Genomic DNA, 19277 nt, shown 5'->3' with positions numbered 1-19277 from the left:
GACAATACTCGCCAGATCTCGTTCAAGGTCTCGCGCGGATTCTCGGCATGCTCCAGCGAATGAACCAGCAGCATCCGGTCGATCGAAGAATCCACCAGCGGCAGGTCCTCGTCGAAGACCAGCGCCGTCGCCGACGGGCCGGCGGCGGGCCATGCAACCGCACCCTGCGTCGCCGGCATGAAGGCGAGCACCCGCTCGGCATCGGCGCCGAACCGCTCCAGCCAGGGCAGCGTATAGCCGAGCCCGACCAGCCGCTCGTTCGGCGCGGTGGACCAGACCGAGGACAGCGCCATGGTGATGGAATGCTCCGCGAGGCGCCCCAGCGTCGTCGAATAAAAGGAACGCAGATCGACGATGTCCGAGTGCATGATCCGTGCCCGTTGCGGAGGCGGAACGGTAGCCGCGATGTCGGGCGAGTTCAACACGGCACGACGCATTCGGCCATTTAAGGGGATGACACCCTCTCCCCACCACCCTATGTCTGCCCGAACGAAGACATTTGGAAACGGAGGCCGGATATGGCGGTTGAGATCGAGCAGTTCATGTGTCGCGACGACAATTTCGGCGTGCTCATGCGGGATGCCGAAACCGGAGACGTGGCACTGGTGGACGCCCCGCAGGAGGCGCCGATCCTCGCCGCCATCGAGCACACCGGCTGGACACCGAAGTTGCTCCTCATCACCCATCATCATGCCGATCATGTCGAGGCCAATCTGGCGCTGAAGGAGCGATTTGGGCTCAAAATCATCGGCCCGGAAGCCGAAAAGGCGAAGATTCCCGGCATCGACGACACCGTGCGCGAGGGCACCACGATCGGTTTCGGCAATCAGGAAATCCAGACGATCGAAACCCCCGGCCACACCGCCGGCCATGTCTCGTATTACCTGCCGCAATCGGGGGTCGCCTTCACCGCCGATACGCTATTTGCGCTGGGTTGCGGCCGTCTGTTCGAAGCACCGCCGGAGGTCATGTATGAATCGCTGAAGAAACTGACCGACCTGCCGCCCGACACCAAGGTCTATTGCGGCCATGAATATACGCTGTCCAACGCCCGCTTCGCACTGACCATCGATCCGGACAACAAGGCGTTGCAGCAGCGCGTAAAGAAAATTGAGGTATTGCGGGCCGATGACAAGCCGACGCTGCCCACCACCATCGGCGAGGAACTGGCGACCAATCCGTTCCTGCGCTGGAGCGATCCGGCGATCCGCAAGCATCTCGGCATGGAAGGCGCGACAAGCCCGGAAGTGTTCGCCGAAATCCGCAAGCGCAAGGACAATTTCTGAGCCGATGCGCAGCGGTGCCGGCGTCAGGCTTTCGCGGCCTCGGCCCTCTTGCCGAACAGCAGCGACTTTGCCGCCAGAGCGGCGCCACCCGTGATCAGCACGCAGGCGGCCAGTATGCGCCATGACGGCTCGGCGACACCAGCGCCGATCAGGACCAGCGTCGAAAGCAGCGGCGCGGCATAGCTGGCCGCACCCAGCACTTGGATATTGCCGCGCTTGACGCCGATGTCCCAGGCATAGAAAGCCGCGCCCACCGGCATCAGGCCGAGCCCGACGACCGCCAACCATTGCCCCTCGGTGACAGGCAGCACGGTCTGTTCCAGAAGCAGATGGCAGATGAACGACAGGACCGACGTCGCCGCGCAAAACCATGTGACGATGCTTGTCGGGACGGCCGGAAAGCGCCGCGACAAAAGCGAATAGGCCGACCACAGGAGCGCGCAGACTGCCGCCATCGCATAACCGAAGCCGTAACGCGCGTCGAAGGCAAGCGCGCCTCCCCTGCTGACGATGAGCACCGTGCCGGCAAGCCCCAGCAGCGCGCCGGCGACATGATTCCAGGCCAACCGCTCGCCCGGCATCAGCGCCGAGCCAAGCACGATCAGAAGCGGCCATAGATAGGCGATCAGACTGGCCTCGACGGCCGGCGCATTGCGCAGCGCGGTGAAATAAAAGAAATGATAGCCGAACAGGCCGGCAATGCCGATGACCCAGACCTGCGCCGGAATTTTTTCGCGCCGGCCACGCGGCGGGGCAAACAGCCGGGCGACCAGCCCGACCGCCGTGCCGATGGCGAACGCCATGGCCGACAGCAGGAACGGCGGCACCGCGCCGGACGCATCGGTCAGAAGCGCCAGCAGCGCCCACATGGCGACCGCCGAGAAGCCGATCAGTGTCGCGCGCGCCATCTTTCCTCCTCAAGGAATCCCGGCCCAGCACGAACGCTGAACCTCTCATCCGGTCGCCTCGAAGCGCCGCGCGCGTATCGTTATCGTGCCGATCTGCGTGCCCACCGTGGCGTGGATCGGCGCATATACGCCGGTTTGGCCGATCTGCGCAAAGGTCACGACGATCCGGCTCTTGGACCTGAGGAAATCCAGCGCCTTGCGTCCCTTGCGATAGCCCGACACCGGCTCGAAACCCATGCGGCAGGTAACCGTCGGGCCACTATAGCCCTTCACCGCCATCTTGCCCGTCGAGACGAAGGTCAGCGACAGATTGGCGCGCATCTCGCCATCGTACATCTTCACCGTGCGGCCGCAGACATCGTTCAGGCTGCCAGCCTTGATGACCGTGGCGGCGATCGGATCGATCACGCCGGCAAGATCGGCCCGCCCCAGGGCGACCCAGTTCGCGCCGCGCTTCTTCGGCGGCGGCAGTACTTTGGTGCTGGCGACCTTGCCATCGGCGAAGCGGATATCCACCATGGATTTCTTCTTGCCGGACGTGTAATCGGCCCGAAAAGCGATCGGTTCGGTTCGGCTGCCCGAAAGCCGGCCGGTCGCGGTCAGCGTGCCCGTCGTGTCGTCGAACAACCGTGCCAGCCCCGCTGCCGAAACCGACCCGTTGATCCTGTAGCGATCGCCGTCATAACGGCTGTCGAAAGACGCCCTGGCAACCGACAGACCGAGGAAGGAAACCGTGTAATCGCCGTGAAAGGCTTGCCAAGGCGCGGCCGAGGCCGGAGCGGCAGCAACAAGAAGGGCGAAAAGACCGGCAAGCGGGCGTGACATGGCAGCAATGATCCTGCACGATTTGGCAAACCCGAATATATGCTTCCGGCTTTGCATGTCCCTCACCTCTCTTATAGGTTGGATTCCGGCCATTCTGTGAAGCGGGGTGCGATGTGGCGGGCAAGCTTGCGCTTGACGCCCTCGCGAAACCACACTATGGAACGCCAACTTTTCCATATGGCCGCCTGCTGGAATCCATGCGCACCGAAGCGCCGGCTCGCAGGTTTGGCTTGATCGAGAACAAAGGCAGCAATCATGTCCCGCACCTGTGAACTCACCGCCAAGTCGGTTATGACCGGCAACAATGTGAGCCACGCCAACAACCGGACCCGGCGCCGTTTCCTGCCGAACTTGGTCAATGTCACGCTGATCTCCGAGGCGCTGAACCAGAACGTGCGCCTGCGCGTTTCGGCCAATGCGCTGCGCTCGGTCGAGCATCGTGGCGGCCTCGACGCTTTCCTCGCCAAGGCCGACGAGAAGGAACTTTCGCAGCGCGCGCGCCTGCTCAAGAAGCAGATCGCCAAGAAGCTGGCCGAAGCGTCCGCCGCCTGAAGAATTCAAGGCGGGGGACGACCGCCTTTTACGAAGTGCCGGTTCAAAGCGCTTCACTGGTTCCATAACCCAGGCTAAAAAAATGAGATTCTCCCGATACATGCCCTTCGTGGCGGCGATGGCCGTGGTTGTCGTTGCCTCCAATATCCTCGTGCAGTTTCCGATGCACGGAACGGTCGGCGGCCTGGCTCTGGCCGACATCCTGACCTGGGGCGCCTTTACCTATCCCTTCTCCTTCCTCGTTACCGATCTTGCCAACCGCCGCTACGGTCCCACCGTAGCGCGCCGGGTGGTGTTCGTCGGGTTCATGGCGGCTGTCGTCTGCTCGATTCTTGTGCCGCCCTTCCTGTTTAGGCACGGCCTGATCGAGTTCCAGACCGCTGCCGACCGGCTTGCCCGGATCGCCTGCGCCTCTGGCGCCGCCTTCCTCATCGCGCAATTGCTGGACGTCACCGTGTTCAACCGGCTACGCCGGAAAAGCTGGTGGCGCGCGCCGATCTTCGGCACGCTGGTCGGTTCGGTCTTCGACACGCTGGTTTTCTTTTCGATCGCCTTTTCCGGCGCCTTCGCCTTTCTCGGGCCGAGCGACAGTTTCGCACTCGAAACGGCGCCCCTGATGGGCACGTTGCCGGTGGAAGCCGTGCGCTGGCTGTCATGGGCGCTCGGCGATCTTTCGGTCAAACTCGCCATCGCGGTCTTCGCACTCATCCCCTATCGGCTGATCGCCGCACGCTGGCTGCAGCCTGCCACGGCGTAGGCCGCACTTCCCCGTTGCCACGCTGCCTTTCAGCCCTGGCCATTTCAAAGAACGCTCCTCTTGTTCGAGGAGGCAGTCGGGAAGCGGGCGCGGGCCGTACCTCCTAAGTTCAATTATATGGCACGGTTGTCCGCGCCCGCCGGCGTTTCTACCCTTGCCTTTCCCGGCCCATCGCCCATTTGCGGGCGCGAGCAACGCAGGTCCGGTTCGGGCCGGGCGGTTCCGTTCACTGTTACGGATAACACACCCGGCGCCACACTTGCCTGGATGCTCGAGTGTGCACACCCGTTCCCGCTGGCAAGCTGCTGAGGGGGATTATGCGGGAGAGATGACGGGTGTGGACAAAGCGGGGAGAAGGAAACCGCCGTTAACGGGGCAAGCGCCTGATTGGCAACGGATTTATTCTTATCGATTACGGCAGGCGATAAATTTCCATCCACGCCAACTGGAGCCGCCCTCGTCCTTCGAGGCTCGCTGCGCTCGCACCTCAGGATGAGGGCTGATGTAGCGCCATTGCCTCTGCGCCCTGCGGGCTTCGGCGGAAGGCCGCTCGCACCTCAGGATGAGGGCTCATGTCGCGCCTGCTTTCCTGAGCCCACGGCAATGGAACACGCTATTTCCTACCGTGAGGAAGGGGCCTGTTTCAATCCGGCACGCTAAAGTTAACAACCGCTAGGCTCCTTGCCATCGCGCCAGTTCCCAACCTGTGGATAATCGGTGGATAGGTTGTGCGAAACACAAGATGTTGCGGCGAACGGATACAGAACAATACGCAATTACCGATTCGTCGCCGCTTCGTTCCGGCTTTGGTCGAAACGTTAATGGGAAACCGGATCACGGCACCCGAAATTGCTGAATATTGTTAAGAAAGATTAACGATTTCATAAGCTTGACAAGCTTGTCAAAGGGCGGCGCAAGGCACGCTAGAACGAAAACCGGCAAAAGTTAACAGCCGGACCCAACCATCGACCGGATCGCTCCGCGACGATTCAGCATATGGTGACGTCGTATATCCAAAACCCCATATGTAGCAGTGAACAAATAAAGAACTTCCAAAAGTCAGCGATTCGTCGCTGATTCGTTCCAGACTCGTTCCAGAAATTAATTCTGGTCCTGTGCAGAGGCGTGAAACAAGGCCATCCGATCGATGGAGAGGCCGCGAGCACATTGCTGTTCATCGTATTCAGGCTCTTTCGCTTCATTGGGCGAATGCTTATGTGTCGCCAACGGTCCCGCCATCATCGCCCTTCCATCAACGGACGAGAAAGTTTCCTGCCGAACCGATGAACAGTCAGCCGAACTCCACCGCGCCGCTGATCCTTTCGGGCCGCGACGTGACCGCCGTGCTCGGGCCGACCAACACCGGCAAGACGCATCTCGCCATCGAACGCATGGTGGCGCATGAAAGCGGCGTCATCGGCCTGCCGCTGCGCCTGCTGGCGCGCGAGGTTTATGGGCGGCTTTGCGAAAAGGTCGGCGCCGCCAGGGTGGCGCTGATTACCGGCGAAGAGAAGATCCAGCCGCTAAGCGCGAAATATTCGGTCTGCACGGTGGAAGCCATGCCGCGCGAGACCGACGCCGCCTTCGTGGCAATAGACGAGGTGCAACTCGCCAACGATCTCGAACGCGGCCATATCTTCACCGACCGCATCCTGCATCTGCGCGGACGCCAGGAAACCCTGCTTCTGGGCGCGGCCACCATGCAGGGCATCCTGCAAAAACTGCTCAAGGGCGTTTCGGTGGTGACGCGGCCGCGCCTGTCGCATCTGGCCTATGCCGGCTCGAAGAAACTCACCCGCCTGCCACGCCGCACGGCCATCGTCGCCTTCTCAGCCGACGAGGTCTACGCCATCGCCGAACTGATTCGCCGCCAGCAGGGGGCTGCCGCCGTCGTGCTCGGCGCGCTCTCGCCCCGTACCCGCAACGCACAGGTTGCGCTCTACCAGTCCGGCGACGTCGATTACCTGGTGGCGACCGATGCCATCGGCATGGGGCTCAATCTCGATGTCGATCACGTCGCCTTCGCCCAGAACCGCAAGTTCGACGGCTATCAGTATCGCCAGTTGACCGCCGCCGAACTCGGCCAGATCGCCGGCCGTGCCGGCCGCCATTTGCGCGACGGCACATTCGGTGTCACCGGCCGGGTCGATTCCCTGGACGACGATCTCGTCGCCAGGATCGAGGCGCATGATTTCGAGCCGGTGAAGGTGCTGCAATGGCGCACCGCCGCCTTCGACTTTGCCACGCTCGAGGCGCTGCAACGCTCCATCGAGACCAATGCGCCGGTGGAAGGGTTGACCCGCGCACTGCCCGCTGTCGATGCGCAGGCGCTCGATCATCTGTCCAAGGACCATGACATCCGCAAGCTCGCGTCCAATCGCGAGCGGGTGGCGCTTTTGTGGGACGCCTGCGCCCTGCCCGATTATCGCCGCATCGCACCCGCCCAGCATGCCGACCTGATCGCCTCGATCTATACCGACCTAGCCCGGCGCGGCCATGTCGATGAGGACTACATGGCCGAGCAGGTGCGCCGGGCCGACACCACGGAAGGCGATATCGATACGCTCTCGCACCGCATCGCCCAGATCCGCACCTGGACTTTTGTGTCGAACCGGCCCGGCTGGCTGGCCGATCAGGCACACTGGCGCGAAAAGACGCGCGAAATAGAGGACAGATTGTCGGATGCGTTGCATGAGCGGTTGACGAAACGCTTCGTAGACCGCAGGACTTCCGTCCTCATGCGGCGCCTTAGAGAAAACACCATGCTTGATGCCGAGATAAGCCCTGCCGGAACCGTCCTCGTCGAGGGCCATCACGTCGGCGAATTGCAAGGCTTCCGCTTCACCGCGGACCAGAGTGCCGACGGCGAAGACGCCAAGGCCGTGCGCAACGCTGCCCAGAAGGCGCTTGGTGCCGAATTCGAGGCGCGTGCCGAACGCTTCGGCGCATCTGCAAATGGCGACATCGCGCTGGGTTCCGACGGCACCTTGCGCTGGATCGGCGCGCCCATCGGCACGCTGGTGGCGGGCGAGGACGCGCTGAAGCCGCGCCTCGTGCTGCTGGCCGACGAGCAATTGACCGGCCCAGCGCGCGACAAGGTTGCGGCCAGAGCCGAACGCTTCGTCAATTTCCAGATCGAATCGCTGCTGAAGCCTCTGGTCGAGTTGAAAAACGCCGAGCAATTGAGCGGCATTGCGCGTGGCATCGCTTTCCAGCTTGTCGAGAATTTCGGCCTTTTGAACCGGCGCGACATATTGGAGGAAATGCGCTCGCTGGATCAGGAAGGCCGCGCCGCATTGCGCCGACTCGGCGTGCGTTTCGGCGCATACCATATTTTCGTGCCATCACTCATCAAGCCGGCGCCGGCCGGGCTGCTGACGCTGCTATGGGCGTTGAAGAACGACGGCAAGGACATGCCGGGCTTCGGCGATGTGGTCAACGCGCTGGCCACGGGCCGCACCTCGGTGGTGGTCGATCCGACCTTTGAGAAGGCGTTTTACCAGCTTGCCGGCTATCGCAATCTCGGTCGCCGCGCCGTGCGCGTCGATATATTGGAGCGGCTGGCCGATCTCATCCGCCCGGCGACCAACTGGAAACCAGGTCTCGGTCCGCGACCCGACGGCGCCTATGATGCCGGGGTCTTCATGGTGACGCCGGCAATGATGTCGATCCTCGGCGCCACGGCCGACGACATGGAAGAAGTCCTGAAAGGGCTCGGCTATCGCGCCGAACCCAAACCGGCCGAAGAGGTGAAGGCCAAGCTCGACGCGTTCGACGAGGCCATACGCCAGGCAGACGAAGCCAGAGCCGCGGCGGATGCCGCCAAGGCTGCCGCGGCAGCGGACAAAACCGTCGCCGAGCCTGCGGCCGACGAAAGCGCCGGCCCCGTTGCGGCGGAATCGGCAGCAGACAATGCCGAAGCGCCACAGATGCCGAGGGAAACGGACGCCACAATCGCGGATGCGCCTGTGGAAACCCCATCCGAGCCACAGGCTCCCGCACCGATAGAGGCGTCCACCGAAGCGCCGCAGGCAGGCGAGGCCGAAGCAAGGCCCGAATCCGCGGCGGAAGAAGAAGCCGAGGCGCCGAAGCCCGTCCTGTTGTGGCGGCAGGCGCGTTTCGACCGCCACAAGGGCGGCCAGCGTCACAACCAGCGCCAGCGCGCCGATGGCGCCAGCCGCGAGCGCGGCGACAAGGCCAATGCCGGCAACGGCAACCGTTTCACCAGACAGGGCAAGAGGCCGGACGGCAAGCCGGCCAAGGGCGGCAAAGGGGGCGAGCGAGCGAACCGCAACGCCGGCTTCGCGCCCAAGCCGCGCGAGGAGCGGCCTGTCCGCATCGATCCCGATTCGCCCTTCGCCAAGCTCGCCGCCCTGCGCGAGCAGTTGAAGAAATAGTGGCGAGCGAAGGCCGGCAGCGCATCGACAAATGGCTGTTCTTTGCGCGCGCGGTAAAATCGCGCTCGCTGGCGGCCAGGCTGGTTTCGGCCGGGCGTGTGCGCATCAATCGCGACAAATCGGCTCAACCGTCCGATAACGTCAAGCCAGGCGACGTCCTGACCGTCACGCTGGAGCGGCGCATCCTGGTGTGGAAGGTGCTGGCCGGAGGCACGCGGCGCGGTCCTTTCGAGGAAGCCCGCGCGCTTTATGAGGATATGTCGCCGACGGCGGCGGCAAAGGATGCCACACCCGCCAGTGCGATGGCGCCGGTGCGTGAAGCCGGCAGCGGGCGGCCGACCAAGAAAGAGCGCCGCCAGACCAACCGCTTGTTGAGCTTTGATTGAGATAGCGCAACCAACTGCGATCTGTGCCAATTCGTAGCCGCCACGCGGCCTTGCAAGCGCCCGGCAAAGGCGTTACCTCACCGATAGTTCACCCCGCACGGCGGACGAAAAGACGGATTCCGGAGTACCGGCGAATGACCTATGTCGTGACCGATAATTGCATCAAGTGCAAATACATGGACTGCGTCGAGGTCTGTCCGGTGGACTGTTTCTACGAAGGCGACAACATGCTCGTCATCCATCCCGACGAGTGCATCGATTGCGGCGTGTGCGAACCCGAATGCCCCGCAGATGCGATCAAGCCGGATACCGAACCGGGCCTCGAGAAATGGCTTGAGGTCAACACCGAATATGCCGATAAATGGCCCAACATTACGGCCAAGAAGGAACCGCCGGCCGACGCCAAGCAGTTCGACGGCGAAACGGGCAAATTCGAGAAATATTTCTCGCCGGAACCCGGCGAAGGAAATTGATCGAAAGCCTCCGACCTGACGCAAGGTCAAGCCTTTGATCCGCACGCCTCTTGACAAGGACGCGCGGCATCTTCTTCGCGCATGCAGCAAATTCTTGATTCTTCCGACTTTTTGTGCTACACGGTTGAAACATGCCGATGACACAACGTCGATTTATGGCTGAGACGCCCTAATCACTGAAAGGTGGAACTAAACCCGGACCGGATCGCTCCGGGCCAGCGATTGCGTTTGCAGTCTGCCGGCCCCGGCTTTTGCGGCGGGTTCGTCGTCGTGCAGCAAACGCCGGCCTGGTCCGGCATTCTGTTTGGCCGGCCTGTCGCCGGCCCGCAACAAGGAGTTCAGGGCGTAATGGCAAGCACCACCCCGCAGAAGAAGTCCAATGCAGCGCGTCACGGGTTCAAGACCGGTGAGTTCATCGTTTATCCGGCGCATGGCGTTGGCCAGATCGTCTCCATCGACGAACAGGAAGTGGCAGGCCACAAGCTTGAGCTTTTCGTCATCGATTTCCAGAAGGACAAGATGCGCCTCAAGGTGCCGGTCGCCAAGGCGGCCTCCATCGGCATGCGCAAGCTCGCCGAGACCGACTATGTCGAGCGCGCGCTGAAAGTTGTACAGGGCCGCGCCCGCGTCAAGCGCACCATGTGGTCACGGCGTGCCCAGGAATACGACGCCAAGATCAATTCCGGCGACCTGCTCTCGATCTCGGAAGTCGTGCGCGACCTTTACCGTGCCGACAATCAGCCGGAACAGTCCTATTCCGAGCGCCAGCTCTACGAAGCCGCGCTCGACCGCATGGCGCGCGAGATCGCCGCCGTCAACCATATGTCGGAGACGGAGGCCGTCCGCCTCATCGAGGTCAACCTGAACAAGGGTCCCAAGCGTGGCGCCAAGGCCGACAATGAGGAAGCCGAGCAGGAAGAAGCCGCCTGAAGCATTTTGCGGTCAGGCGGGAATCGTCTGGCGCCGCACAAATGCGGCCAAGGAAACGCGCTGGAGCAGTGGGGGCACGTTCGCCAGAACGCTCGCTGCTTAAAGCCTTTCGATCCCGTCATCGGGAGATTTTCAGAACCCGGTCCTCGCGGCCGGGTTTTGTTTATCGTCCCTCCGCCGCCTGCTCCTGCCGCAAGGAGGCGATGAAGCGCTTGGTACGTTCACGCTCCGGGCTGGCGAAAATCGTCGCCGCCGGTCCTTTTTCGACAACGGAACCGGCATCGAGAAACACCACCTCGCGTGCGATCTTGGAGGCAAGCCGCAGGTCATGCGTGGCCATCACCATGGTCGTGCCCTCGCTGGCAAGCTGGCCGAGAACATCGACCACCTCCTGCGCCAGTTCGGGATCGAGCGCCGAGGTCGGCTCGTCGCACAAAAGCACGCGCGGCGACGGCGCCAGCGCGCGCGCAATGGCCACGCGCTGCTGCTGTCCACCCGAAAGCGTCGCCGGCCAGGCGTCGGCCTTATGCGCCATGCCGACCTTTTCGAGTAACGCCCCTGCCCGCTCCCGCGCCTTGGCCGCCGGCCATTTCAGCACCGTGACCAACCCCTCCATGACGTTCTCGATCGCCGTGCGATGCGGAAAAAGCTGGAAATTCTGGAACACCATGCCGGTCTGGCGACGCACAAGCTGGATATCCTTCGACGCGACCCGCCCGCCCGGCGTAAACCGCAACGTTTCCTCGCCAAGCCGCAGGATGCCGGAGGTCGGAATCTCCAGCAGGTTGATGCAGCGCAAAAGCGTGCTCTTGCCGCCTCCGGACGGCCCGATCAGCGCCGTGACGCTGCCCTCCTGCATGGCGACGCTGACGCCCTTCAGCACCAGATTGTCGCCGAAACGCTTCTCGATATCGGTAAGTGCGATCATGAGCGTGCCTCCAGGAAGCCGCCATAGCGGTCGAGCTTCGCCTCCAGGCGCGTTTGCAGCGCCGACAGGACCGAACTCATCGCCAGATAAAGCAGCGCCGCTTCCACATAGAGGATCAGCGGCTCGTAGCTCACCGCGACGATGCGCTGCGCCGCCTGGAACAGTTCCGGCACGGTGATGGCCGCAGCCAGCGAGGTGTCCTTGACCAGTGCGATGAAGGTGTTGGACAGCGGCGGCACGGCGACGCGGGCGGCTTGCGGCAGGATGGTGCGGCGCATCGCCTGCGTCCATGTCATGCCGATCGAATAAGCCGCTTCCCACTGGCCCTTGGCAACGGAGCCGATCGCGGCACGCACGATCTCCGAACTGTAGGCGCCGACATTCAGCGTAAAGCCTATCAACGCCGCCGGGAAGGCATCGAGCAGAATGCCGACAGAGGGCAGGCCGTAGAAGATCAGGAACAGTTGCACCAGAAGCGGCGTGCCGCGGAAGATCCATACATAAAAGCGCACCACCGCGACCAGCGGCCTTGGTCCGAACAGCCGGATCAGGGCGACCACCAGGCCAAGGGTGAGGCCGAAGACGAAGGACAGAAGCGTCAGCGGAGCGGTGAAGGCAAAGGCCGCCCATAAGAGCGGCCCCAGCGAATCCACCATCAATTGCAGCCAATACGGCACCGAAATGTCCCCTTCCTGTTTGCCGAAATCACTTTATCGGCAAAGCACCCTCCCACCGGAACTGCCGGTGAGAGGGTGGCTGTCTTGCCTTTTTGGCGAGCCGTCGGCCCAGATCGCGACCGGTCGCCGCAACCCTTTATTTCGAAACGTCTTCACCGAAATATGTGTCGGCGATCTTCTGATAGGTGCCGTCGGCCTTGATGTCGGCCAGGGCCTTGTTGATGGCCGCGACCAGTTCAGGATCGCCCTTGCGCATGATGACGCCGGAATGATCGGCATTTTCTTCCTGCGCGGCAATCTTCACATTGGCATCCGGCTTGTGCTTCTTGAAATCGAGGAAGGACAGGCTGTCATTGATGGTGGCATCCGCACGCCCGGTGATCAGAAGCTGGATCGACTGGTCGAAGCCATCGGTGCTGACCAGTTCAGCGCCGTTCTTCTGCGCCAGCTTGGCGAAGTTCGAGGTCAGCGACTGCGCCGACTTCTTGCCCTTGAGATCGGCGAAACTCTTGATGTCGGTGTTGTCGCCACGCACGACCAGCACCGCCTTGGAAGCGATGTAGGGATCGGAGAAAGCGTATTTCTTCTGCCGCTCCGGGGTGATCCCGACCTGGTTGATGACGACATCGTAACGCTTGGAGTCGAGCCCCGCGATCAGGCCGTCCCACTTGCCTTCGAGAAATTCCGGCTTGACGCCAAGCCGCTTGGCGATCGCCTCGCCGATTTCCACGTCGAAGCCGACCAGCTTGTTCGACGCATCATGATAGGTGAAGGGCGCGTAGGTGCCTTCGGTGCCGATCTTCAGGACACCCGACGCCTTGATCTCATCGAGATTGGCGCCGGCATGCGCGGCACCGAGCGCCACGACCTGAAGCGCCGCGGCGGCGATAAGCGATTGAAGCCATTTCATGTTTGACGATCCTGTTTCCACCGGTCGTGCCGGCGCTGTTGAGAAAGGCAGAAACTGACAGACGGCCTGAGGCAAATTAAGGAATAATATTTCGAAAAGCCAGATGCCATGGAACAGCATGCCAAAAAGATGCGGCGCGCGCCAGACTTGTGCCCCTTTTTTGCATATCCCCCAAACGCGGCTTTCCGGCCAGATTATTCTGGCTGGCCAAGGCGCGCCGGAACCTTCCGGCCCTTGTCACGTTCACAGATGTCTAGGGCACGGCGGCAGTATTTCAATGCTTTCGGTCCAAACGTGATCGCAACACCGAGATCGGAGAATGCCATGATGCAGGATCGTGCCGGCCGAAGCTTCGTTCGCACCGCTATGGCGGCGCCCTATCTCGAACGCGACGAGGAACATCGCCTCGCGCTTTTGTGGAAAGAAGAGCACGACCAGAACGCTCTCAACAAGATCACCATCGCACATATGCGGCTGGTGATCGCCATGGCCGCCAAATTCCGTCATTTCGGCCTGCCGGTCGGCGATCTGGTGCAGGAAGGCCATGTCGGTCTCCTGGAAGCCGCCGCCCGCTTCGACCCTGATCGTGAGGTGCGCTTCTCCACCTATGCGACATGGTGGATCCGCGCCTCCATGCAGGACTACATATTGCGCAACTGGTCGATCGTACGCGGCGGCACCAGTTCGGCGCAGAAGGCGCTGTTCTTCAATCTGCGGCGGCTGCGCGCGCGTCTCGCCAGCGGCCCCGAGCCGCTTTCCAACGAAATGCTTTATCGTCGTGTATCCTCGGCGCTGGGGGTGTCGGAATCGGACGTGGCGCGCATGGATTCGCGGCTTTCGGCACCCGACAGTTCGCTCAACGCGCCCCTTGCCGAAGATGGCGGCAACGGCGAGCGCATGGATTTTCTTGTTTCGACCGACCCGCTCCCCGACGAGGTGGTCGGCGATGCCATCGATGTCGAGCGCCGCACCGAATGGCTGAGAGCCGCACTTGACGCTCTCAACGGACGTGAACTGAGGATCATCGAGGAACGCCGTCTGACCGATGAGGGCGCCACGCTCGAGGAATTGGGCAATGCGCTCGGCATATCCAAGGAACGCGTGCGCCAGATCGAGGTTCGTGCCATGGAAAAGCTGAAGGTGGCGCTGGTCAAGCAGCACCCCGAACTTCTGGCCGCCTGACTGAACCAGCCGCTACCTGTCGGTAATGATCTTGACCTTTTCGCCGGTCGATACCGTAGCGCCCGGCGCCAATGCGTTGAGCACACGGAACAGGTCGAGCTTGCGGTCCACGCCGACCATCTGGGCAGCCAGCGTACCCATCGTCTGCCCCGTTCCCACGGTGGCGATGCGGATATGCAGCGGCTTCAGGGCCGCCTTCTCTGCCGCGCTCAACACATGAAAGGAGCCGCTCACCGAGTTCGCAACGCCATCCAGCGCAGCACTTGCGGCCGGCGCCGCCGTCAGCAGCCGATAGACCTGACCATTGGCGCGGATCACGGTGACGTCGAAGCGCCAGCCGTCGGCCTGGGCGCGCGCCGTCGCCGCTTCATTGCCGTTGACGGTCGCTTGCCGCACACTGGCATCATCGAGCCCGGCCACCCAGCCGCTGCGAATATAATCCGTCAGCGCGGTGCCCTTGTCGATCGAAACGCCGTCGAAGCGCACGGCCATGTCGCCCGGCCCGGTCGCGGTGACGGCAGCGGCCGAATTGTCGATGACGAAGCCCTTCGGCACCGAGAAACTGATGCCAAGGCGTGGATGCAGGAAAGTGTCGCCGCGCACATAGCCCTCGTCCGGTGAGTCGCCGTAGAGCAGCCCGTCTATGCCGGCGAGATAGGCGTCGCGATCGCGTCTGCCGACACCCGGCGGCCCGAATGCGCGCGCATGGCGCTGGGCAAGTTCTATGCGCTGCGGCGTATTTGGATGGGTGGCGAGGAAATCCAGGCTGGCGTCATGGGCGCCGCTGACCGAGCGGAAATCGGTATAGGCCGACATGGATTGCAGGAAACGCGATGCCGCATAGGGATCGTAGCCCGCCTCGCCGACCGATTTGATGCCGATGGCGTCGGCTTCCAGTTCCTGGTTGCGCGAGAACTGGGCGAGCCTGAGCTTGCCCTTGATCAGCGCCACCTTGGCGGTCTGGCTGTCGCCGAGCACGTCGGAGACCACCTTCGAGGCCAGCCCCTCCTCGGCCTCGAGCCGCTGGCGCTGCAGGCCGTGATTGGCCGTCACATGGCCCATCTCATGCGCGATGACGGCGGCGAGTTCGGCCGAATCGTTGGCCAGCGCCAGCAAACCGCGCGTGATGTAGAGATAACCGCCGGGCAGCGCGAAAGCGTTGACATTGGGCGAATTGAGAATGGTGATGCGATAGGTCTGTGTCGGATTGGCGGAAACCGTAGTCAGGTTGCCGACGACCTTGGCGACCATGCGCTCCAGCTTCGGATCGGAATATTCGCCGCCATAGGTCGCCAGGATGCGCGGGTGCTGTGCCCTCGCCAGTTCGGCCAGCTTGTTGTTGGCGGTGACGTTATCCACCGTGACGGGCCGGTTCGACGGCTGAAAACCGCTTTCCTGCACATCCGTCGGCGTGACCGCCTGGCAACTGGCCAAAGCCACGACAAAACCTACCGGCGCGAAGAATCGCACCAGCCTGTTCATCCACGCACAATTAACGATACCCGACAGGTTCGCTTTCCTTTCCGGTTTCGGCGCAATCGCCTGACGCAAATCACGCATCCGCGAGCCTATATGGAGCGGACCTAGCCATACGCAACCCGGCAAGGCAAGCAAGCCATTCGGTCAAGCACCTGCCTGTGGCCGTAAATTATGTCGGCTTGCGGGCAACATGGCGTGATTCACGACCGTTCGTACCGGCATAGCGGCGAAAGACGTCCGGCCCATCGTCGGCAAAAAAGCCGGCAGCCGCGCCGCTTGCCGCCACTTTGCCGCCTTCGATAAAAACCACATGATCGGCGATGCGGCGCGCGTCGTCGGGCTGGTGTGTCACGAAAAGCACGGTCATGCACCTTTCGGCCTGTAGCCGCGCCACCAGATCCAGCATGTCGTCGCGCAGCGCCGGCCCGAGCGAGGCAAACGGTTCGTCGAGCAAAAGCACCGGCCGCTCGCGCACCAGCACACGAGCCAGGGCGACGCGTTGGCGTTCGCCGCCGGAAAGCTCGCGCGGCAGCCGCTTACCCTTGCCCGCAAGCCCGGTACGCGCCAGCGCCGCCTCCACCCTCTCACGGTCCTGCGCGGCAAGCCGCAGCGAAGGCGAACGGCCGAGCCCGACATTGGCCTCGACGCTGAGATGCGCAAACAGGTTGTTTTCCTGAAACACCATCGAAACCGGCCGCATGGAAGCCGGCAGTGCGGTCACGTCCTCGCCGCCGATCCGCACGCGACCGGCCTGCGGCGACTCGAAACCGGCGACAAGATTGAGCAGCGTCGATTTGCCGGAGCCGCTGGCGCCCATCACAGCGGTGATCGCGCCGGCCCGAAATTCGGCATCGAAGACAAAACGCGCCTCGCCATAGCTGAAGGCAACGTTTTCCAACCGCACTGAAACGCCGTTCTGCGTCCTATCGTTCATGTGCGGCGTTCCCTTCCCAGCCGGTCGGCGGCAAGCACCAGAGCCAGGCACACCAGCCCGAGCAGCAGCGCCAGCCCGGCGGCATCCTGCGTGCGGTAGCTGCCCATGCGGGCCAGCAGAAGATAGGGCAGCGTCTGCACCGAATCGCTGCCGAACAGCGCGATTACCCCAAGATCGCCTAGCGATAGCGCCATGGCGAAGGCAAAGGCGGTCGCGAGCGGCCGTCTGAGCACCGGCCAGTCGATCAGAGTGAATCTGTTCCAGCCCGAAACGCCGAGTTGTGCGCACAGCAGGTCATGCCGTTCGCTGGCGGCATCATAGGCGGGGCGAACCGCCCGCACCGCAAACGGCATGGCCATCACCGCATTGACCGCCGCCACCATGGCAGGTGCGACGGCGAATAGATCGCCGAAATGGCGCAGGACAAGGAACCAGCCGGCGCCGATGACGATGGGCGGCACCACCAGTACGAAGCCGGCGCCGGTTTCCACGGCATGCTCGAAAAGCCGCTTCCTGCCGCCTCGACGTCTTGACGAAAGCGCGCGCCGCGCTGCGACCAGCGCCAGCGACAACAGTGCCGAGATGAACGCCGACACGAAGGCGAGAACGATGCTGGTGGCGGCAGCACGCTGCACGGCCGCCTCACCCGCAAGCCTCCCCAGATCGGCCTGCAAGCCGGCCGCGACGATCGCCACCATCGGCCCGGCGACAAACGCCAGCGCCAGCACGATCAAACCCGCGTTGATAGCGGTTTCCGCGCCGCCCGCGGCCAGATAGCGACGCGGTGGCGCCACCTGAAGATTGGCGTCGCCGCTGGTATTGGCGCCCAGCCAGGCCAGAACCGACACGACGAGAACGGTAAGCCCGATCTGCAACAGGGTCAGCGCCACCGCGCGCGCCGGATCGAAATCGAAGCGCAGCGCCTGATAGATCGCCACTTCCAGCGTCGAGGCGGCCGGGCCGCCGCCCAAAGTCAGCACGATGGTGAAGGAGGTCACGCACAGCATGAAGACCAGACCGGCGACGCCGGGCAATGCCTGGCGCAGCGCCGGCCATTCGATCAGCCGGAAGCCGGCGCGTGCGCCCATGCCGAGCTGGCTCGCCAGCCGCCATTGATCCGACGGCACCGTCTGCAAGGCTTCGAGGAACAGCCGCGCGGCAAGCGGCAGGTTGAAGAAGACATGGGCAACGAGAATGCCCGACAGTCCGTAAATGCCCGGCCATGTGCCACCGGCGAGTTTGCCGAGCGCATCCGCCATGAACCCGGCACGGCCAAGCAGCGCCAATACGCCGAGCGCCACCACGATCGCCGGCAGCGCCAGCGGCACGGCAAAAAGCTGCAGGATGAAGCCGCGCCCCGGAAAGACCGGATGACGCGACAGCGCACGCGCCAAGAAAAGCGCCGGCAGTACCGATAGAAGCGTCGAAAGCGCCGCCTGCCATAGCGTGAAGCGCGCCACTCTCAGCAGATAGGGATCGAAGGCCGAGAGCGCACCGGACAGATCGCCGGCGCCTTCCACGGCCAGACCGGCCAATGCCCCGCAGACCAGGACGGCAATGAAGGCAAGCGCGGCAAGACCGGCAAAGATGCGGATATCGGCAGGCGCGCCCGGCCGCGTCATTGCTATTTGCTCATCACGCCGAGCCATTCGTCCACCCAGGCCTTGCGGTTTGCCGCCACGTCGTCGGAGCTGAAGATCAGCGTCTTCGCCGGTTCCACCAACCTGTCGAAGACCGGATCGAGCGGCTTATCCATCTTGCCGGCGGGATACATCCACTGGGTTTCGGGCACCGCATCCTGAAAGCCGGGGCCGGTCATGAAGGCGAGAAATTCCTGTGCCAGCGGGTTCTCGGCGCCGTGCCTGGTCATGCCTGCCACCTCGATCTGCAGATAATGACCCTCGGCAAAGGAAGCCGCCTGATAGCGGTCGGTCTTGTCCTCGATCATGTGATAGGCCGGCGAGGTGGTGTAGGACAGCACCATCGGCGCCTCGCCCTTGGTGAACAGGCCATAGGCCTCGCTCCAGCCCGGCGTCACCGTCAGCACCCGGCCCTTCAATTTGCTCCAGGCCTCGGCCGCCTTGTCGCCATAGACGGACTTCATCCACAGAACCAGGCCGAGGCCGGGCGTGGAGGTGCGCGGATCTTCGATGACGATCTTCTGGTTCGGATCGCCCTCGACCAGATCCTTCAGGCTTTTCGGCGGCTCTTTCAGGCTCTCGGTATCATAGACCACGGCAAAATAGCCGTAGTCGTAAGGCACGAAAGTGTCGTCGCTCCAGCCGCCCGGCACATCGACGTTTGAGACCGGTCCGTGCGGCGCAAACAGCCCTGTAGCCTTGGCTTCCGCCGTCAGGTTGGTGTCGAGGCCGAGCACCAGATCGGCCTTTGTGGAGCCACCTTCCAGCTTCAGCCGGTTCAACAGCGCCACGCCATCCGCCACTGAAACGAAATCGACCTCGCAACCGCATTCGGCCTCGAAATTCTTCTTCACCACCGGACCTGGCCCCCAGTCGGCGGTGAAGCTTTCATAGGTATAGATGGTGAGCTTGTCCTTGGCCGAGGCAGGCGCGACGACAGCCAGCACGGCGGCGGAAACAAGGGCAAACAGCAGCGAGCGCATCGGCGCCTCCTTCGTCAGTTAAACAAGGGA

The 19277-nt window shown here is 63.0% G+C and carries 19 protein-coding genes (1 of these 19 cut by a window edge); 8 read left to right on the top strand and 11 right to left on the bottom strand.

Annotated elements, in window-relative coordinates; translation table 11 throughout:
- On the bottom strand, nt 1-368 hold the beginning of the coding sequence (locus BFN67_RS13640) for a class I SAM-dependent methyltransferase (RefSeq protein ID WP_080920122.1). The gene continues 487 nt to the left of window position 1, outside the view; 368 of the gene's 855 nt are visible here — the first part of the coding sequence; its start codon is at nt 366-368; its stop codon lies off the left edge, out of view.
- Between the two features lie 150 nt (nt 369-518).
- Between BFN67_RS13640 and gloB the strand changes: the two genes are divergently transcribed.
- Nucleotides 519-1286, top strand: a complete 768-nt coding sequence (gene gloB, locus BFN67_RS13635; RefSeq protein WP_080920108.1) for a hydroxyacylglutathione hydrolase — start codon at nt 519-521, stop codon at nt 1284-1286.
- A gap of 23 nt (nt 1287-1309) precedes the next feature.
- Here gloB and yddG read toward each other — a convergent pair whose 3' ends face one another.
- The 3 genes from yddG to BFN67_RS13620 all read right to left on the bottom strand — a co-directional run bounded on the left by yddG (nt 1310) and on the right by BFN67_RS13620 (nt 3276).
- The gene (gene yddG / locus BFN67_RS13630) at nt 1310-2194 is read right to left on the bottom strand and encodes an aromatic amino acid exporter YddG (RefSeq protein WP_080920107.1); all 885 of its coding nucleotides are present in this window, start codon (nt 2192-2194) and stop codon (nt 1310-1312) included.
- 45 nt (nt 2195-2239) lie between these two features.
- Nucleotides 2240-3019 (bottom strand): DUF3108 domain-containing protein, encoded by a 780-nt coding sequence (locus BFN67_RS13625; protein WP_080920121.1) that lies wholly within the window; start codon nt 3017-3019, stop codon nt 2240-2242.
- A gap of 71 nt (nt 3020-3090) precedes the next feature.
- The gene (locus tag BFN67_RS13620) at nt 3091-3276 is read right to left on the bottom strand and encodes a hypothetical protein (RefSeq protein ID WP_080920106.1); all 186 of its coding nucleotides are present in this window, start codon (nt 3274-3276) and stop codon (nt 3091-3093) included.
- Between BFN67_RS13620 and rpmB the strand changes: the two genes are divergently transcribed.
- From rpmB to BFN67_RS13590, 6 genes are all read left to right on the top strand, one after another.
- The gene (gene rpmB, locus BFN67_RS13615) at nt 3275-3571 is read left to right on the top strand and encodes a 50S ribosomal protein L28 (RefSeq protein ID WP_080920105.1); all 297 of its coding nucleotides are present in this window, start codon (nt 3275-3277) and stop codon (nt 3569-3571) included. The genes BFN67_RS13620 and rpmB overlap by 2 nt on opposite strands.
- A gap of 82 nt (nt 3572-3653) precedes the next feature.
- Nucleotides 3654-4328, top strand: coding sequence for a queuosine precursor transporter (locus tag BFN67_RS13610; RefSeq protein ID WP_080920104.1), 675 nt, complete (start codon nt 3654-3656; stop codon nt 4326-4328).
- A gap of 1283 nt (nt 4329-5611) precedes the next feature.
- Nucleotides 5612-8725, top strand: a complete 3114-nt coding sequence (locus tag BFN67_RS13605) for a helicase-related protein (RefSeq protein ID WP_080920103.1) — start codon at nt 5612-5614, stop codon at nt 8723-8725.
- Nucleotides 8725-9111, top strand: coding sequence for an RNA-binding S4 domain-containing protein (locus BFN67_RS13600; protein WP_080920102.1), 387 nt, complete (start codon nt 8725-8727; stop codon nt 9109-9111). The genes BFN67_RS13605 and BFN67_RS13600 overlap by 1 nt, the downstream gene beginning before the upstream one ends.
- 134 nt (nt 9112-9245) lie before the next feature.
- The gene (gene fdxA / locus BFN67_RS13595; RefSeq protein WP_080920101.1) at nt 9246-9584 is read left to right on the top strand and encodes a ferredoxin FdxA; all 339 of its coding nucleotides are present in this window, start codon (nt 9246-9248) and stop codon (nt 9582-9584) included.
- Between the two features lie 348 nt (nt 9585-9932).
- Nucleotides 9933-10514 carry a CarD family transcriptional regulator gene (locus BFN67_RS13590; protein ID WP_080920120.1) on the top strand — a complete coding sequence of 194 codons (582 nt, stop codon included), beginning with the start codon at nt 9933-9935 and terminating at the stop codon, nt 10512-10514.
- A 163-nt stretch (nt 10515-10677) separates the two neighbouring features.
- Here BFN67_RS13590 and BFN67_RS13585 read toward each other — a convergent pair whose 3' ends face one another.
- The 3 genes from BFN67_RS13585 to BFN67_RS13575 all read right to left on the bottom strand — a co-directional run bounded on the left by BFN67_RS13585 (nt 10678) and on the right by BFN67_RS13575 (nt 13029).
- Nucleotides 10678-11442, bottom strand: a complete 765-nt coding sequence (locus BFN67_RS13585; RefSeq protein ID WP_080920100.1) for an amino acid ABC transporter ATP-binding protein — start codon at nt 11440-11442, stop codon at nt 10678-10680.
- Entirely contained in the window at nt 11439-12119 is a 681-nt protein-coding gene (locus BFN67_RS13580; protein WP_080920099.1) for an amino acid ABC transporter permease, read from the bottom strand. Before BFN67_RS13580 ends, BFN67_RS13585 begins: the two co-directional genes overlap by 4 nt.
- 136 nt (nt 12120-12255) lie before the next feature.
- Nucleotides 12256-13029 carry an amino acid ABC transporter substrate-binding protein gene (locus BFN67_RS13575; protein ID WP_080920119.1) on the bottom strand — a complete coding sequence of 258 codons (774 nt, stop codon included), beginning with the start codon at nt 13027-13029 and terminating at the stop codon, nt 12256-12258.
- Nucleotides 13030-13353: 324 nt separating this feature from the next.
- Here BFN67_RS13575 and BFN67_RS13570 point away from each other — a divergent pair, with 324 nt between their 5' ends.
- Entirely contained in the window at nt 13354-14211 is an 858-nt protein-coding gene (locus BFN67_RS13570) for an RNA polymerase factor sigma-32 (RefSeq protein WP_080920098.1), read from the top strand.
- Between the two features lie 12 nt (nt 14212-14223).
- On the opposite strand, the gene BFN67_RS13565 is transcribed toward BFN67_RS13570, so the two are convergent.
- The 4 genes from BFN67_RS13565 to thiB all read right to left on the bottom strand — a co-directional run bounded on the left by BFN67_RS13565 (nt 14224) and on the right by thiB (nt 19247).
- Nucleotides 14224-15693, bottom strand: coding sequence for a M48 family metalloprotease (locus BFN67_RS13565; RefSeq protein ID WP_080920097.1), 1470 nt, complete (start codon nt 15691-15693; stop codon nt 14224-14226).
- A gap of 166 nt (nt 15694-15859) precedes the next feature.
- Nucleotides 15860-16624, bottom strand: a complete 765-nt coding sequence (thiQ, locus tag BFN67_RS13560; protein WP_080920096.1) for a thiamine ABC transporter ATP-binding protein — start codon at nt 16622-16624, stop codon at nt 15860-15862.
- Complete coding sequence (gene thiP, locus BFN67_RS13555; protein ID WP_080920095.1) at nt 16621-18246, bottom strand: thiamine/thiamine pyrophosphate ABC transporter permease; 1626 nt, start codon at nt 18244-18246, stop codon at nt 16621-16623. Before thiP ends, thiQ begins: the two co-directional genes overlap by 4 nt.
- A gap of 2 nt (nt 18247-18248) precedes the next feature.
- Nucleotides 18249-19247 (bottom strand): thiamine ABC transporter substrate binding subunit, encoded by a 999-nt coding sequence (gene thiB / locus BFN67_RS13550; protein WP_080920094.1) that lies wholly within the window; start codon nt 19245-19247, stop codon nt 18249-18251.
- Nucleotides 19248-19277 lie beyond the last annotated feature (30 nt).

The organism is Manganibacter manganicus (genome assembly GCF_002075885.1).
Classification (GTDB): Bacteria; Pseudomonadota; Alphaproteobacteria; order Rhizobiales; family Rhizobiaceae; genus Mesorhizobium; species Mesorhizobium manganicum.
This window is presented reverse-complemented; position numbering and strand designations above follow the sequence as displayed.

Coding starts and splice junctions, on each gene's coding strand:
- gloB (WP_080920108.1), top strand. CDS start 519: ATGGCGGTTGAGATCGAGCAGTTCATGTGTCGCGACGACAATTTCGGC.
- yddG (WP_080920107.1), bottom strand. CDS start 2,194: ATGGCGCGCGCGACACTGATCGGCTTCTCGGCGGTCGCCATGTGGGCG.
- BFN67_RS13625 (WP_080920121.1), bottom strand. CDS start 3,019: ATGTCACGCCCGCTTGCCGGTCTTTTCGCCCTTCTTGTTGCTGCCGCT.
- rpmB (WP_080920105.1), top strand. CDS start 3,275: ATGTCCCGCACCTGTGAACTCACCGCCAAGTCGGTTATGACCGGCAAC.
- BFN67_RS13620 (WP_080920106.1), bottom strand. CDS start 3,276: ATGATTGCTGCCTTTGTTCTCGATCAAGCCAAACCTGCGAGCCGGCGC.
- BFN67_RS13610 (WP_080920104.1), top strand. CDS start 3,654: ATGAGATTCTCCCGATACATGCCCTTCGTGGCGGCGATGGCCGTGGTT.
- BFN67_RS13605 (WP_080920103.1), top strand. CDS start 5,612: ATGAACAGTCAGCCGAACTCCACCGCGCCGCTGATCCTTTCGGGCCGC.
- fdxA (WP_080920101.1), top strand. CDS start 9,246: ATGACCTATGTCGTGACCGATAATTGCATCAAGTGCAAATACATGGAC.
- BFN67_RS13590 (WP_080920120.1), top strand. CDS start 9,933: ATGGCAAGCACCACCCCGCAGAAGAAGTCCAATGCAGCGCGTCACGGG.
- BFN67_RS13585 (WP_080920100.1), bottom strand. CDS start 11,442: ATGATCGCACTTACCGATATCGAGAAGCGTTTCGGCGACAATCTGGTG.
- BFN67_RS13575 (WP_080920119.1), bottom strand. CDS start 13,029: ATGAAATGGCTTCAATCGCTTATCGCCGCCGCGGCGCTTCAGGTCGTG.
- BFN67_RS13570 (WP_080920098.1), top strand. CDS start 13,354: ATGATGCAGGATCGTGCCGGCCGAAGCTTCGTTCGCACCGCTATGGCG.
- BFN67_RS13565 (WP_080920097.1), bottom strand. CDS start 15,693: ATGAACAGGCTGGTGCGATTCTTCGCGCCGGTAGGTTTTGTCGTGGCT.
- thiQ (WP_080920096.1), bottom strand. CDS start 16,624: ATGAACGATAGGACGCAGAACGGCGTTTCAGTGCGGTTGGAAAACGTT.
- thiP (WP_080920095.1), bottom strand. CDS start 18,246: ATGACGCGGCCGGGCGCGCCTGCCGATATCCGCATCTTTGCCGGTCTT.
- thiB (WP_080920094.1), bottom strand. CDS start 19,247: ATGCGCTCGCTGCTGTTTGCCCTTGTTTCCGCCGCCGTGCTGGCTGTC.